The sequence below is a fragment of the Pseudomonas sp. GG8 genome (assembly GCF_052976945.1).
Map to the genome: position 1 here is coordinate 238,834 of NZ_JBRIIP010000001.1, position 15,252 is coordinate 254,085.

The window sequence follows — 15,252 nt, forward strand, 5'->3', positions numbered from 1 at the left end:
TCTTGTCAAGGGCAGATGATGCGCTCCGCTGAGTGGTCCTGGTATATCGCCGGGTTATTTATTTCCAGCGTACGACCTGTAAACTCGCGGACTTTGGCTCTGTGCTGCTGCGGCGCGGAGTATCGCATAAACGGGCAGCTTAAGGGCCCGTCCTTTAGCCAAGGCGCACAACTCTTTCAATGAACCTACTTCGATCATTAGCCGCCGTCAGCTCTATTACGATGCTTTCCCGCGTATTGGGCTTTGTGCGGGACACGATTATTGCGCGTGCTTTCGGTGCTGGAATGGCGACGGATGCCTTTTTTATCGCCTTCAAGCTGCCCAACCTGTTGCGCCGGATCTTCGCCGAAGGCGCTTTCTCTCAAGCCTTCGTGCCGATTCTGGCCGAATATAAAAGCCAGCGAGGCGAGGAGGCGGCGCGCACGCTGGTTGCCTACGTCAGTGGCTTGCTGACCCTGGTGCTGGCGCTGGTTACGCTGCTGGGGATCGTCGCGGCACCTTGGGTGATCTGGGTAACCGCCCCCGGCTTCGCCGATACGCCGGAAAAATTCGCGCTCACCACTGACCTGTTGCGAGTGACCTTTCCTTATATATTGCTCATTTCCCTGTCATCGCTCGCGGGAGCGATCCTCAATACATGGAACCGCTTTGCAGTACCGGCCTTCGTTCCAACCCTGCTTAACGTCGCTATGATCGGGTTTGCGCTGTTCCTGACGCCGTATTTCGATCCGCCGGTCATGGTGTTGGGGTGGGCAGTGCTGGCCGGCGGGCTTCTGCAATTGCTGTATCAGCTGCCACACCTGAAAAAAATCGGCATGTTGGTCCTGCCGCGTCTGAACCTGCGCGACAGCGGTGTCTGGCGCGTTATGAAGCAGATGTTGCCAGCGATTCTGGGTGTTTCCGTCAGTCAGATATCCCTGATCATCAACACGATTTTTGCCTCGTTTCTGGTTGCCGGCTCTGTGTCCTGGATGTATTACGCCGACCGCCTGATGGAGTTGCCTTCCGGCGTCCTCGGCGTGGCGCTGGGTACCATCCTGCTGCCGGTCCTGTCGAAAACCTACGCCAGCAAAGACCGTCAAGAGTATTCGCGGATACTCGATTGGGGCCTGCGCCTGTGCTTCGTGCTGGTCTTGCCGTGCACCCTGGCGCTGGGGATTCTGGCCGAGCCGCTCACGGTTTCGCTGTTTCAGTACGGCAAATTCGATGCGCTGGACGCCGTCATGACTCAGCGTGCCTTGATCGCCTATTCGGTGGGGCTGCTGGGCATCATTGTGATCAAGGTCCTGGCGCCGGGGTTTTATGCGCAACAAAATATTCGCACCCCGGTGAAAATCGCGATCTTCACGCTTATCGTCACTCAACTGCTCAACCTCGCGTTCATTGGCCCGCTGCAGCACGCCGGGCTGGCACTGGCGATCAGCGTGGGCGCCTGCATCAATGCCGGGCTGCTGTTTTGGCAGTTGCGCAAGCAGGCGCTGTTTCAGCCGCAGCCAGGCTGGACGAAATTTCTATTCAAGCTGGTCGTCGCGGTGTTGTTGATGTCCGGCGTGTTGCTCGGCCTGATGCACGTCATGCCAGCGTGGGACGAAGGGCACATGCTTGAGCGCCTTATTCGTCTGGGGGCGTTGGTGACGGCGGGTGTCGCGGTCTATTTCGGTGCGTTGCTGTTGCTAGGTTTTCGCCTGAAGGACTTCGCTCGCAAGGCGATTATGTAGGGGGTGAGAGGAGGGGCAATCGTCGGTTTTTCGGGCTGAAGGCCGACTGCTTGCGTTTTGCCTCGGACTGTTGCCTGTCGTCCAGGGCTGTGTGTGGTTATAATCGGCCACTTTATGAGCAAGAAGCGTGTTATGCAGCTGGTTCGAGGCCTCCACAATCTGCGCCCCCAGCATCGGGGCTGTGTCGCCACTATTGGCAACTTTGACGGTGTTCACCGTGGCCACCAGGCTATTCTGGCGCGCTTGCGTGAGCGAGCGGTCGAGTTGGGCGTGCCCAGCTGCGTGGTGATTTTTGAACCGCAACCGCGTGAATTTTTTGCCCCCGACACTGCGCCAGCGCGCCTGACACGTTTGCGTGACAAACTCGAGTTGTTGGCAGGTGAGGGTGTCGACCTGGTGTTATGCCTGGCGTTCAATCAGCGCCTGAGGAAACTCAGTGCCGCCGAGTTCGTCGATACGATTCTGGTCGGCGGCCTGGGCGTACAGCATCTGGAAGTCGGCGACGACTTCCGTTTCGGGTGTGATCGGCTCGGCGATTTCGATTTTCTGCAGCAAGCGGGCGCGGCCCAAGGGTTCACCGTAGAAGCGGCGCAGACTGTTGAAATAGACGGGGTTCGGGTCAGCAGCACCAAGGTTCGTGATGCCTTGGCTGCGGCGGATTTCGTCCAGGCCGAACGTTTGCTGGGGCGCCCGTTTCAGATTGCCGGGCGGGTCTTGCACGGCCAGAAACTGGCTCGGCAGTTGGGCACGCCCACGGCCAACGTACAGCTCAAGCGTCGTCGTGTGCCGTTGACCGGGGTTTATCTGGTCAGTACGGAAATTGATGGCAGAACATGGCCGGGTGTCGCCAATATTGGCGTACGTCCGACCGTGTCAGGTGATGGCAGTGCCCACCTGGAAATACATATTCTGGATTTTACCGGTGATCTCTATGGCCGGCGTTTGACGGTGGCTTTCCACCAAAAGCTGCGTGATGAGCAGCGTTTCGCCTCTCTGGAGGCGCTGAAGACGGCGATCAATGCGGATGTCGCCGCCGCCCGTGCCCATTGGCGCCAGTAACATAAGTAGCGCTAATCGCTAATTAAGAGCCTTAAATGACCGACTATAAAGCCACGCTAAACCTTCCGGACACCGCCTTCCCAATGAAGGCCGGCCTGCCCCAGCGCGAGCCGCAAACTCTGCAGCGCTGGGACAGCATTGGCCTGTACCAGAAGCTGCGCGAAATTGGCAAGGATCGTCCAAAGTTCGTTCTGCACGACGGTCCTCCCTATGCCAACGGCAATATTCACATCGGTCACGCCGTCAACAAGATTCTCAAGGACATGATCATCCGCTCGAAAACCCTTTCGGGTTTCGACGCGCCTTATGTTCCGGGTTGGGACTGTCACGGTCTGCCAATCGAGCACAAAGTCGAAGTCACCCATGGCAAGAACTTGCCTGCGGACAAGACGCGTGAGCTGTGCCGTGCCTATGCTGCCGAGCAGATTGAAGGGCAAAAAGCCGAATTCATCCGGCTTGGCGTGTTGGGCGACTGGAGCAACCCTTACCGCACCATGGATTTTGCCAACGAAGCTGGAGAAATCCGTGCGTTGGCTGAAATGGTCAAGGGCGGTTTCGTGTTCAAGGGCTTGAAACCGGTCAACTGGTGTTTTGACTGTGGCTCGGCACTGGCTGAAGCTGAAGTCGAATACGCCGACAAGAAATCCGCGACCATCGACGTCGCATTCCCGATTGCTGATGAAGCGAAGCTGGCGGCGGCTTTTGGCCTGACTGCGCTGAGCAAACCGACCTCCGTCGTGATCTGGACCACTACGCCGTGGACCATCCCGGCCAACCAGGCGCTGAACGTCCACCCGGAGTTCACCTACGCGCTGGTCGATGTCGGCGACAAACTGCTGGTGCTGGCCGAAGAGCTGGTTGAGTCCTGCCTTGCACGCTACAACCTGCAAGGTTCAGTGATCGCCACTGCTCAAGGCCAGGCGCTGGAGCTGATCAACTTCCGTCACCCGTTCTATGATCGCCTGTCGCCGGTGTACCTGGCTGACTACGTCGAGCTGAGCGCCGGTACCGGTGTGGTTCACTGCTCGCCCGCTTATGGCGTCGACGACTTTGTGATCAGCAAAAGTTACGGCATGACCAACGACGACATCATCAGCCCGGTGCAGAGCAACGGTGTGTATGTCGACTCGCTGGAGTTTTTTGGTGGCCAGTTTATCTTCAAGGCCAACCAGAACATCGTCGACAAGCTGGCGGAAGTCGGCAGCTTGCTGCATACCGAAACCATCTCTCACAGCTACATGCACTGCTGGCGCCACAAGACGCCGCTGATCTACCGCGCGACGGCGCAGTGGTTCGTGGGCATGGACAAGCCGCCGGTCACGGGCGCTACCTTGCGTGAGCGTGCCGTCAAAGCCATTGAAGAGACCGCGTTCATCCCGGCCTGGGGTCAGGCGCGTCTGCATTCGATGATCGCCAACCGCCCGGACTGGTGTATCTCGCGTCAACGTAACTGGGGCGTGCCGATCCCGTTCTTCCTGAACAAGGAAAGCGGCGAGCTGCACCCGCGTACCGTCGAGCTGATGGAAGAAGTTGCCCAGCGCGTCGAACAGGAAGGCATTGAAGCCTGGTTCAAAATGGACGCGTCCGAGCTGCTCGGTGACGAAGCGTCGAAGTACGACAAGATCTCCGACACCCTGGACGTCTGGTTCGACTCCGGCACCACGCACTGGCACGTCCTGCGTGGCTCGCATCCGATGGGCCACGAAACCGGTCCGCGCGCTGACCTGTACCTGGAAGGTTCGGATCAACACCGTGGCTGGTTCCACTCGTCGCTGTTGACCGGTTGCGCCATCGACAACCACGCGCCGTACCGCGAATTGTTGACCCACGGTTTCGTCGTCGACGAGAACGGTCGCAAGATGTCCAAGTCGCTGAATAACGTCGTCGCGCCGCAGAAGGTCAACGACTCCCTGGGCGCCGATATCATGCGTCTATGGGTGTCAGCCACCGACTACTCGGGCGAAATGGCGGTTTCCGACCAGATCCTGCAACGCAGCGCGGACGCCTACCGGCGTATCCGTAACACTGCGCGCTTCCTGCTTTCCAACCTGACCGGCTTCAACCCGGCCACCGACATCCTGCCGGCCGAAGAAATGCTGGCGCTGGATCGTTGGGCGGTTGACCGTGCCGCGCTGCTGCAACGCGAGCTGCAAGAGCATTACGGCGAATACCGGTTCTGGAACGTCTACTCCAAGGTGCACAATTTCTGCGTGCAGGAGCTGGGCGGTTTCTACCTGGACATCATCAAGGATCGTCAATACACCACGGCGGCCGACAGCACTGCGCGTCGCTCTTGCCAGACCGCGCTGTTCCACATCTCTGAAGCGCTGGTGCGCTGGATCGCTCCGATCCTGGCCTTCACCGCCGACGAGCTGTGGCAGTACCTGCCGGGCGAGCGCAACGAGTCTGTGATGCTCAACACTTGGTACGAAGGCCTCAGCGAGTTGCCAGAAGGTTTCGAGCTGGACCGCGCCTACTGGGAGCGGATCATGGCGGTCAAAGTCGCGGTCAACAAAGAGATGGAAAACCTGCGTGCAGCCAAAGCGATTGGTGGCAACCTGCAGGCTGAAGTCATCTTGTACGCTGAAGACTCGCTGGTCGCCGACCTGTCTAAGCTGAGCAATGAATTGCGCTTCGTGCTGATCACCTCCACGGCCACTGTCGCCCCTCTGCTCGATGCTCCGGCCGATGCCGTAGTCACCGAAGTCAGCGGTCTGAAGCTCAAAGTGGTCAAGTCCGGGCACGCGAAGTGCGCCCGTTGCTGGCACCACCGCGAAGACGTGGGTGTCGATCCAGAGCATCCGGAAATCTGCGGTCGTTGTGTAGACAATATCAGCGGCAAGGGCGAGGTGCGTCACTATGCCTAATGCGGGCACGGCGAGCCGTATCGGCCGTCTGAGCTGGCTCTGGTTGAGCGTGCTGGTACTGGTCATTGACCAGGCCAGCAAGTTCTATTTCGAGCATGGGCTGACCTTGTATCAGCAAATAGTCGTGATCCCTGATTACTTCAGCTGGACCCTGGCCTACAACACTGGCGCTGCGTTCAGCTTCCTCGCTGACAGCTCCGGCTGGCAGCGTTGGTTGTTCGCGTTGATCGCGGTAGTGGTCAGTTCGGTGCTGGTGGTCTGGCTCAAACGCCTGGGTTCAAGTGAAACCTGGTTGGCCGTGGCGCTGGCGCTGGTATTGGGGGGCGCACTTGGCAACCTCTATGACCGCATTGTGTTGGGGCATGTGATCGATTTCATTCTGGTGCATTGGCAGAATCGCTGGTATTTCCCGGCGTTCAACATTGCCGATAGCGCGATTACCGTCGGCGCGGTCATGTTGGCGCTGGATATGTTCAAAAGTAAAAAGTCCGGAGAACCCGTTCATGACTGAGCAGTTATTGGTTGAGCAACGCATCGGCCAGAACACGGAAGTCACCTTGCATTTCGCCCTGCGCCTGGAGAACGGCGACACCGTCGACAGTACCTTCGACAAGGCTCCTGCGACCTTCAAGGTCGGCGACGGTAACCTGTTGCCGGGTTTTGAAATAGCATTGTTCGGCTTCAAGGCGGGTGACAAACGCACCGTCGAAGTGTTGCCGGAAAACGCTTTCGGTCAGCCTAATCCGCAAAACGTGCAGATCATCCCGCGTTCGCAGTTCCAGAACATGGAGCTGTCCGAAGGCCTGCTGGTGATCTTCAACGACGCGGCCAATACTGAGCTGCCGGGCGTGGTCAAAGCGTTCGACGATGCTCAAGTGACCATCGACTTCAATCACCCGTTGGCTGGCAAGACGCTGAGTTTCGAAGTGGAAATCTTCGAGGTCAAAGCGCTCTGATCTTCTAGAGCCCAACCCCGTGCATGGCTTCGGTCGGGCGGGGTTGGACGTCCTGTTTTCCTGCGCGTAGACACGAGGCACCGCATGCAAATCAAACTCGCCAACCCACGCGGCTTCTGCGCGGGTGTTGACCGTGCGATCGAAATCGTCAATCGCGCCCTTGAAGTGTTTGGCCCGCCGATTTACGTGCGCCATGAAGTGGTTCACAACAAATTCGTCGTCGAAGACCTGCGCGCACGTGGCGCGATCTTCGTCGAAGAGCTGGATCAGGTGCCGGACGACGTCATCGTGATTTTCAGCGCCCACGGCGTGTCCCAGGCCGTGCGCACCGAGGCCTCTGGTCGTGGCTTGAAAGTGTTCGACGCCACGTGCCCGCTGGTGACCAAAGTGCACATCGAAGTTGCACGCTACAGCCGTGACGGTCGCGAGTGCATTCTGATCGGCCATGCCGGACACCCTGAAGTCGAAGGCACCATGGGCCAATACGACGTCAGCAATGGCGGGATGATCTACCTGGTCGAAGACGAAGAAGACGTCGTCAACCTGCAGGTGCGCAACCCGGAAAGCCTGGCGTTCGTGACCCAGACGACGCTGTCCATGGACGACACCAGTCGCGTCATTGATGCCCTGCGCACGCGCTTCCCGAGCATTGGCGGTCCACGCAAGGACGACATCTGCTACGCCACGCAAAACCGCCAGGACGCGGTCAAGCAACTGGCCGATGAATGCGACGTGGTGTTAGTGGTCGGTAGCCCGAACAGCTCCAACTCCAACCGCCTGCGCGAGCTGGCGGAACGCATGTCCACTCCGGCCTACCTGATCGACGGCGCGGAAGACCTGCAACGCAGCTGGTTTGACGGGGTAGCGCGGATCGGCATCACCGCTGGCGCCTCGGCCCCGGAAGTGCTGGTGCGCGGCGTGATTCAGCAGCTACACGCCTGGGGTGCAACCGGCGCTGATGAGCTGGTTGGCCGCGAAGAGAACGTCACGTTCTCAATGCCCAAGGAACTGCGGGTGAAGTCGTTGCTTTGAGGCTTATACCGGGCGGCAAAGCTTGTTTTCGGTTTTGTTGTTTCTGAGACTGACCCGCCCGGTTTTCGATAGCACCACCTGGTAGTCACTGGTGGATTGTTTCGCGTCGCAAACATGAAGCGTCCCGGCCAAAAAGCCGCCACTGGCATGCAGCGGTGCCCCCAAGCCGTTGAACCGCACGAAACGCTTCACCGGGGCATTGCCGACAATCGGGATTTTTCCACTGCTCGCCCGCTCCACCAGCACCGGGTTACTGTCGTCTCCCGCGCCGGCACCGTTGTGGTCGACAATAATCCTCCAGCCCAGACTCCAGTCATCGTCTATCGCGTGGATCAACACCACTTGATTGCGCATGATCGCTTCGGTGCGCGCTGAACGCATTCCGCTGGCCAACTGCCGGGCTGCGTCATCACGACGCTGGGCTTCAATCAACTGAACAAACCCCGGAACGGCAAACTGGGCGACAATCGCGATCAGCGTGATGCCTGTCAGTAGTTGGACGAGGCTAAAACCTGCTTGCTTCATGTGGTGGCTTCCTTCCTGGAAATGGGGTGTCGAGCGTCATCCGGGCATTCATCCCTGTTAAATAACCTTACATCTAGCTGTAGATTTTCGCGTCGCAGTGCTGCCTTATAGTCAGGTCCTCAAGGAGACACCTAATGCGCCACCGCTCCAAGGGCTTTAGCCTGATTGAATTGTTAGTCACTGTGTCGCTCATCGGGATACTGGCGGCGATTGCTGTGCCGAGCTTTCAGAGTTCGATCCAGAGTTCAAAGGCCGATACCGAGGTCAGCGACTTGCAGCGCGCACTCAACTATGCGCGGCTGGAGGCGATCAATCGTGGGGTAAGTACTCGCATCACGCCGAGTGTCTCAGGCTCTGCATGGAATACCGAGTTGAGTGTCTTCCTCGTTTCGGACACCACCAAAGCCTTGCGTATCGTGCCGGCCATGACTAGCGGCGCGACGCTGACTGTCCCTAACAGCCCTGCCGTTATCGACTTCAATAACTTGGGTGGTCAGGCTGCGCCAGGGGCTAATCTGGCAATTGCCTACTTGTTAGGTACGATCAGCAAAACAGTGAATGTTTGCTTGAATGGACGAATCGTTTTGGGCGGAAGTTGTTAATGGTTTATGGGAATAGGCGCACCCAGACCGGGATCGGCCTGATTGAAGTGCTGGTCTCGGTGCTAATTCTGGCTATCGGACTGCTCGGAGCCGCGGCACTGCAACTCAATTCTTTGAAATATACCGACAGTTCGACGATGAGCAGTCAGGCGAGTTTCATTGCATACGACATGATGGATCGGATTCGTGCCAATCCATGTTCGAACGCTCTGCAAAACCCCTGTTCGAATCCCGCAGCGGACTATGCGCTAGCGTCTCTGGCCTCGGCCCCGACGTCGTTCACCAGTGGCGCAATACGAAACCAGGACTGGTTCGACTTTGCTACCAATGTGAAAAACTTCGCTGGCACTGGGGCGGACGGGTCTATTTCCGTAGCGGCCGGTGTAGTCACCATCACCATCACTTGGAATGACTCACGGGCGGCCAATGTTGTCGGTACCCTGCAAACATTCACCTTGGTCAGTGCTGCCTCGACCGTGTGGAGCGGGTTATGAAGAAACTGTCCAAGGGCTTTGGCCTGATTGAAATTATGGTGGCCCTGACTCTCGGGTTGATCGTTGTGCTGGGTATCACGCAAATATTCCTGTCGACCAAAACCACTTTTGTAAATCAGACTGTCTCAGCCGGCATGCAGGAGGATGCGCGTTTCGTCTTCAGCAAAATGCTCCAGGAAATTCGTATGGTAGGCATGTTCGGCTGTTTGTCGTCGTCGACGATAAAGGACTCAAGTACCGCCAATGATTTTGCAGCTGCATCCTTGACCCCGATCAGCTGGGACAATGCCAATCAGATTTTGACTTTGGTCACGGCTGACGTTGGCTCAAATGGCGGCGCTCCAACCTGGAGCATTGTCTCGGATTGCCTGACCTCTTCCACCGCCTACACTGGCGTTAAAGCTCCGGTTAGTGGCCAGATAGCAATACCAATCAGGAAGCTGGTTTACACCTACAAGAACAACCAGATATTTCTCGGTCCGACCAGTAATCAATCGGCACTGGTGAACAATGTCAGTGCCTTCAGCGTTTCTTTCGGTATCGCCAATTCGGCATCGGACACAGTGGCGACCAGTTACTCCACCAACCCGAGCAATCCCGCATTGATCCGCAGTGTGCGACTGACCATGACACTGACCGACCCGACCAACAAGGTCAGGAATCAGACGTTCAACGTAGTGGCTGCCTTGCGTAACAGGCTCAGGTAAGGGGTTCAATATGAAAAATTTTGATCGCATCCCTGTCCGACTCAATGGGGGGGAGCAGGGCATGGCGCTGGTGGTCAGTTTGGTGTTTTTGCTGCTATTGACCCTGATTGGTATCTCGTCAATGCAGAATGCCACCCTGCAAGAAAAAATGTCCGGGAGCGTGAAGCTGCGCAACGAATCATTCCAGTTCGCCGAGTCTGCCTTGCGCATGGCCGAAACGCTGGTGCAAGTCAGTACTTACGCCAAAGCCGTATGCGTCCCCCCCTTGTGTGTACCACCCTCGGACTCGAATACTGTTGTGGCAGCGGGAGCAAGCAGCGTTTCAGGGGTGACCTGGGTGGCGACGGGCCATGGCTTTTACTCAATACAATCAGTGGGGACGACGGTAGGAGCGCCAGCCAACATCTACACGGGGGGCTTGGACGTTAATACTCATTGGACCTTTTTCCGGCTAACCGGCGTGGGCATTCAAGGCAATTCGCGGACCGTACTTGAGAGTATTTATGTCAAGAAAAGAAGTGGGGCTTAACGTGTCTCGGTCGCGATTCGGTTATTTTCTTACTGGCGTGTTTTTAGGTCTGTTCCTGGCCACTCCCGCCTATGCGTTCAGCCCCTCGGACTCGCCGCTGCTGAGCGCGGGGGCAGTGGCGCCAAACGTGATTCTGTTAGTGGATAACTCAGGAAGTATGAATAACCTGATTCGGGCGACAGGCTTTGATCAGACTGCGACTCAAACACAAGTCTATAACTGCAGTTCGAACAGCAACTGCAGCAGCCTCGTCGCGCTGGACATGACCAGTGAAAACCAATTCCTCAGTACCTTGAATCAGGGTACCTGCACGACGGGTTATGACGGATTTAAACTATCGATTAGCGGTAGCGCCAGCGTGTACTGCCTCAAGCTGCCGGACCCAGTGGGCAGTGGTAACACTCGTATTTCAACACGGTACATTGCCTATCTGATTGGGTTGATGACCACCTTGACGAAAGACTACACAGACGGTTCGATCCCCAATGACTACCGGATCAACGTTGCACGTAACGTGTCCTCTGCGCTCGTCACCAGCAACCGCAACTTGCGTATTGGTCTGGCTACCTTCAATCCACCCAACTATAGTGATTCGGGCCCAGGCGGTAATATCTCCCGGTCAATCAGTGACTTGTCGGTGGTCACCGGCTCTGTCACTCAAACCCAGGCAGATACCAACTACAATGCACTGATCTCCGCGATCAAAGGCTTGGGTGCTATCGCCAACACGCCATTGGCCGAAACCTACTACGAGATCACTCGTTACTTCCGTGGCATGACGCCCTATTACAATTCGACACCGAGTACCTATACCAGCCCCATTCAATATCGCTGCCAGAAAAACTACGGAGTGGTAATCACCGATGGCCTACCGACCTATGACCGCACGTTTCCAACCAACGATCCGTTGGGCGGAAGCAGGCTGCCCAACTGGGACGGTAATAGTGCGAATGACGGCGCTAATCTGAGTGGCGATAATGAAGGTGACACGCTGTACCTGGATGACATTGCCAAGTTCGCGTATGACATTGACCTGCGCTCCACCGGCAATGATGCTGCCGGGAAGAGCTGGGATTCGGTGGATTACCCCACGCAGAACCTGTCTACCTACACGGTAGGTTTTACGGCAGCAAACCAAATGCTGTCTGATGCGGCGCGTTATGGACATGGCACTTACTATCAAGCCACTGACAGCGCAGGTTTGAACGCGGCGCTTTCTTCAGCGTTGAACGACATCACCTCCAAGGCGGGCTCGGGTGGCGGCGGGGCAGTCAGTTCGTCGAACTTGTCCAGCACCTCCCAGACCTACACGTCGGTTTATGACTCCGCTGATTGGCGTGGCACGATCAAGGCATTCAACTTCAACACCGATGGTTCGGTCAGTACAACGCCTAGCTGGACGACCGACACGACGATTGTCCCAGGCATCAGTCCGACCTATCAGTCGTGGAATACCACCTCCAATGCCGCAATTACCTTGGCCTACAGCAACTTCTCTATTGCCCAGCAAGCCACCCTCAATTTACCGACGGGGACTAACGGCAGCGACTTGATCGAGTGGAGCAAGGGCACTAACAAGAGTGGCTTCAAAGTGCGTACGGTGCTGTTGGGCGATATTATCAACTCACGGCTTATGTATGCGTCTCCGAGCGACGCCACCGCCTCGGACAGCACCGGTGATACCAGTTATTCGGCTTTCCTGGATAAGAAAGTTGTAGGCATGAGCCCGAGTCTGGTGGTCAATGCCAACGACGGTTTGGTCAATGTGATCGACCCCAGCAACGGCACTCGACGTTACGCCTATATGCCGTCGAGCGTGCTGAACAATTTGCATTATGTCGCAGACCCCGCCTACATCAATGGTGTGACCCACAAGTTCCTCGCCGACGGCCAGATATCTATTGTCGATGCTCAGCTCGGTACCGCCTGGAAAACCCTCGCTATAGGCGGCGTAGGGGCTGGCGGCAAGGCGTTCTATGCGATTCAACTATACGATGGCACTGCTGGCAACTCGATCAGCGCATTGTGGGAGATTCGTGCTCCCGATATCGCCAATACAGCCAATGATTTTAATGACTTGGGTTATGCCTATGCCAAGCCTGAAGTTGCGCAGCTAGCAGACGGACGCTGGGCGGCGTTCATTGGTAACGGTTATGGCAGTAGTACCGGCGTAGCGGCGTTATATGTGGTGGATATCCGCGACGGTTCGCTGATCAGGAAAATCATTGTCGATAGCACTGGCGGTAATGGCCTGAGCTCGGTGAAGTTGCGGGTCAACGCCCAGAGCGTAGTGCAGTACGCTTATGGTGGTGACTTGAAAGGCCAGATGTGGAAGTTCGACTTTACCAGTAGTGCGCCAGCCAGCGGGATCTCGTTCTCCAACACGCCGTTGTTCATCGCGCCGGGAGGTACGAGTCAACCGATTACGGCCCAGCCGGTGATTGGTAACCTGCCTTCTCTTGGGTACCTTGTGTATTTCGGGACTGGGAAACTCAGTGAGGTCGCCGATAAAACCAGCACGGCTCGCCAGGCTTTCTACGCGGTCTTGGACAACGATGGTGCCAGTGCCCGCTATGGCGAAAGCCAACTTCAAGCTCAGTCGTTTACAGGGGCCACAGTGACGGGCAGTCAGTACTTCACCACCAGCCAGACCCCGGTGGACTACACAACCCAGAAAGGGTTCTACCTACCGTTGGTGGTGAGTGGTGTTTTGGCCGGTGAGCGGGTGCTCTATCAGGCTCAATTAAGCTTTGGCAGGTTGTTCTTCACCACTGCGATCATCGATACAGCGGACCCCTGTTCAAGCTCAGGTTCAGGGCGATTCGTGGATATCGACGCAGTCAGTGGCGCCATGCTCAATTATGCTGTGCTGGATACCACGGGTGATCGAGTGGTTGATAGCAGTGACTCGATTACCAGTGGCATCATGTTCAGTGGGGGGGTGCCTAACCTGTCGGGAGCTGTCAGCAACTCATCGGGCACTCAAAACCTGATGCTTCCAACGCCACAGACGGAGCTTGGCGGTGTTTTCAATCGGCGCGTCATGTGGCGACAAATTCAGTAATCAAGAGGCTTTATGCGAAGGCAGAGTAAGGGCTTCACCCTGATAGAACTCATGATCGTCGTGGCGATAGTCGGCATTCTGGCGGCTATCGCCTACCCCAGCTACACGGAGTACGTGAAGAAAACCCATCGCTCAGAAATCGCCGGATTGCTCTCCGAACAGGCACAGAATCTTGAGCGATTTTATTCGCGTAATGGGCAATATTCCGATGTCACCGGTCCGCCTGCAGCAGCCCTCGTGATCTCCGCAGGAAACACTTATTACACTGTTGCCGCTGTCCGCAACGCACAAGATTTCACGCTGACCGCTGCCCCGGTCGCAGCTGCGATGATGAACGGCGACAAATGTGGCAGTTTTGTTATCAACAATACCGGTGCGCGCAGCAATCTTAACCTGACGAGTGGGGCTACGACCCTGCTGTGCTGGAGCCGTTAACCTTTTCCTTTTTACATCGAGTCCAAGATGTCCAAGCAGCAAGTAGTAATCGTCGGCGGTGGGGTGATCGGTCTGTTGACCGCGTTTACTCTGGCAGCCGAGGTGGAAAGCGTTGTTTTGCTTGATCGTGCCGATGTCGGTCAGGAATCGTCTTGGGCCGGTGGCGGTATTGTTTCGCCGCTTTACCCTTGGCGCTATAGCCCGGCGGTGACCGCATTGGCGCATTGGTCGCAGGATTTTTATCCGCAATTGGCCGAGCGTTTGTTTGCGGCCACGGACATCGATCCCGAGGTGCACACGACCGGTCTGTATTGGCTCGATCTGGATGATGAAAAAGAAGCGCTGGAGTGGGCGGTTCGGGAGAACCGGCCGTTGAGTGCGGTGGATATTTCGGCGGCTTACGCTGCGGTGCCGGTGCTGGGCAAGGGATATTCTCGCGCTATCTACATGGCTAACGTCGCCAATGTGCGTAACCCCCGCTTGGTGAAATCGCTGAAAGCGGCGTTGCTGGCGCTGCCCAACGTCACGCTTCATGAGCAGTGTGAAGTCAGTGGCTTTATCCGCGAGGGCGACAAGGTGCTTGGCGTCCGCACGGCGGCCGGTGATGTGCTCGGGGATCGCGTGGTGCTGGCGGCGGGTGCCTGGAGTGGTGAACTGCTGAAGACCCTTGGCCTGGAGCTGCCGGTCGAGCCGGTCAAGGGCCAGATGATCCTGTACAAGTGCGCCTCGGACTTCCTGCCGCGGATGATCCTTGCCAAGGGTCGCTACGCGATTCCGCGACGTGACGGGCACATACTGGTCGGCAGCACGCTGGAATATGAGGGCTTCGACAAAACCACCACGGACAGCGCATTGGAGAGCCTGAAGGCCTCGGCCGTTGAGCTGATCCCTGCGCTGGCGGACGCCGAGGTTGTGGGGCATTGGGCCGGGCTGCGGCCTGGCTCGCCTGAAGGCATCCCCTATATCGGGCCTGTGCCTGGCTTTGACGGGTTGTGGCTGAACTGCGGGCATTTCCGCAACGGCCTGGTGCTGGCGCCAGCGTCTTGCCAACTGCTGGCGGACCTGTTGTCCGAGCGCAAGCCGATTATCGATGCCGCGCCGTATGCGCCGGATGGAAGATTGGTGGGCTGAGATGCTTGGCTGCCTCATGTAGGCGCTGCCGAAGGCTGCGATAAGGTCGGAACGACCTTTATGTTAATTAGGGGCGCTGCCGTTTGGCGGCCAATCGCAGCCTTCGGCAGCCCCTACAGGGACCCAGTTTGCG

At 57.2% G+C, this 15,252-nt stretch carries 13 protein-coding genes and 1 pseudogene; 13 read left to right on the plus strand and 1 reads right to left on the minus strand.

Annotation, left to right across the window (positions count from 1 at the left end; all coding sequences use genetic code 11):
* The first annotated feature begins 179 nt into the window (after positions 1 to 179).
* The 6 genes from murJ (at position 180) to ispH (ending at position 7,632) form a co-directional block, all read left to right on the plus strand.
* Complete coding sequence (murJ, locus tag ACVBEG_RS01220; RefSeq protein ID WP_322182016.1) at positions 180 to 1,718, plus strand: murein biosynthesis integral membrane protein MurJ; 1,539 nt, start codon at positions 180 to 182, stop codon at positions 1,716 to 1,718.
* 132 nt (positions 1,719 to 1,850) lie between these two features.
* Entirely contained in the window at positions 1,851 to 2,777 is a 927-nt protein-coding gene (gene ribF, locus ACVBEG_RS01225) for a bifunctional riboflavin kinase/FAD synthetase (RefSeq protein ID WP_447107288.1), read from the plus strand.
* Positions 2,778 to 2,812: 35 nt separating this feature from the next.
* Complete coding sequence (ileS, locus tag ACVBEG_RS01230) at positions 2,813 to 5,644, plus strand: isoleucine--tRNA ligase (RefSeq protein ID WP_447107289.1); 2,832 nt, start codon at positions 2,813 to 2,815, stop codon at positions 5,642 to 5,644.
* Positions 5,637 to 6,155 carry a signal peptidase II gene (gene lspA, locus ACVBEG_RS01235; RefSeq protein ID WP_322182010.1) on the plus strand — a complete coding sequence of 173 codons (519 nt, stop codon included), beginning with the start codon at positions 5,637 to 5,639 and terminating at the stop codon, positions 6,153 to 6,155. Before ileS ends, lspA begins: the two co-directional genes overlap by 8 nt.
* Positions 6,148 to 6,600, plus strand: coding sequence for an FKBP-type peptidyl-prolyl cis-trans isomerase (locus ACVBEG_RS01240; RefSeq protein WP_322182008.1), 453 nt, complete (start codon positions 6,148 to 6,150; stop codon positions 6,598 to 6,600). The genes lspA and ACVBEG_RS01240 overlap by 8 nt, the downstream gene beginning before the upstream one ends.
* An 84-nt stretch (positions 6,601 to 6,684) precedes the next feature.
* Positions 6,685 to 7,632, plus strand: coding sequence for a 4-hydroxy-3-methylbut-2-enyl diphosphate reductase (gene ispH / locus ACVBEG_RS01245; protein WP_322182007.1), 948 nt, complete (start codon positions 6,685 to 6,687; stop codon positions 7,630 to 7,632).
* Here ispH and ACVBEG_RS01250 read toward each other — a convergent pair.
* Positions 7,586 to 8,157 (minus strand): annotated as a pseudogene (locus tag ACVBEG_RS01250) (GspH/FimT family pseudopilin). The gene ispH and the pseudogene ACVBEG_RS01250 overlap by 47 nt on opposite strands.
* A gap of 134 nt (positions 8,158 to 8,291) precedes the next feature.
* Here ACVBEG_RS01250 and ACVBEG_RS01255 point away from each other — a divergent pair.
* Genes ACVBEG_RS01255 through thiO form a run of 7 tightly spaced genes read left to right on the plus strand, consistent with a single transcriptional unit; the run spans position 8,292 to position 15,119 of the window.
* The gene (locus ACVBEG_RS01255; RefSeq protein ID WP_322182003.1) at positions 8,292 to 8,759 is read left to right on the plus strand and encodes a GspH/FimT family pseudopilin; all 468 of its coding nucleotides are present in this window, start codon (positions 8,292 to 8,294) and stop codon (positions 8,757 to 8,759) included.
* On the plus strand, positions 8,759 to 9,253 hold the full coding sequence (pilV, locus tag ACVBEG_RS01260) for a type IV pilus modification protein PilV (protein ID WP_322182001.1): 495 nt from the start codon (positions 8,759 to 8,761) through the stop codon (positions 9,251 to 9,253). The genes ACVBEG_RS01255 and pilV overlap by 1 nt, the downstream gene beginning before the upstream one ends.
* On the plus strand, positions 9,250 to 9,960 hold the full coding sequence (locus tag ACVBEG_RS01265; protein WP_322218036.1) for a PilW family protein: 711 nt from the start codon (positions 9,250 to 9,252) through the stop codon (positions 9,958 to 9,960). Before pilV ends, ACVBEG_RS01265 begins: the two co-directional genes overlap by 4 nt.
* Before the next feature lie 10 nt (positions 9,961 to 9,970).
* A complete protein-coding gene (locus ACVBEG_RS01270; RefSeq protein ID WP_322181997.1) occupies positions 9,971 to 10,489 on the plus strand; it encodes a pilus assembly PilX family protein in 519 nt (172 codons plus the stop codon).
* The gene (locus ACVBEG_RS01275) at positions 10,464 to 13,553 is read left to right on the plus strand and encodes a pilus assembly protein (protein ID WP_322218033.1); all 3,090 of its coding nucleotides are present in this window, start codon (positions 10,464 to 10,466) and stop codon (positions 13,551 to 13,553) included. The genes ACVBEG_RS01270 and ACVBEG_RS01275 overlap by 26 nt, the downstream gene beginning before the upstream one ends.
* A gap of 12 nt (positions 13,554 to 13,565) precedes the next feature.
* Positions 13,566 to 13,988: a type IV pilin protein gene (locus tag ACVBEG_RS01280; RefSeq protein WP_322218030.1), complete on the plus strand. Its 423-nt coding sequence runs from the start codon at positions 13,566 to 13,568 to the stop codon at positions 13,986 to 13,988.
* A 27-nt stretch (positions 13,989 to 14,015) separates the two neighbouring features.
* Positions 14,016 to 15,119: a glycine oxidase ThiO gene (gene thiO / locus ACVBEG_RS01285; RefSeq protein ID WP_447107290.1), complete on the plus strand. Its 1,104-nt coding sequence runs from the start codon at positions 14,016 to 14,018 to the stop codon at positions 15,117 to 15,119.
* Positions 15,120 to 15,252: the final 133 nt, after the last annotated feature.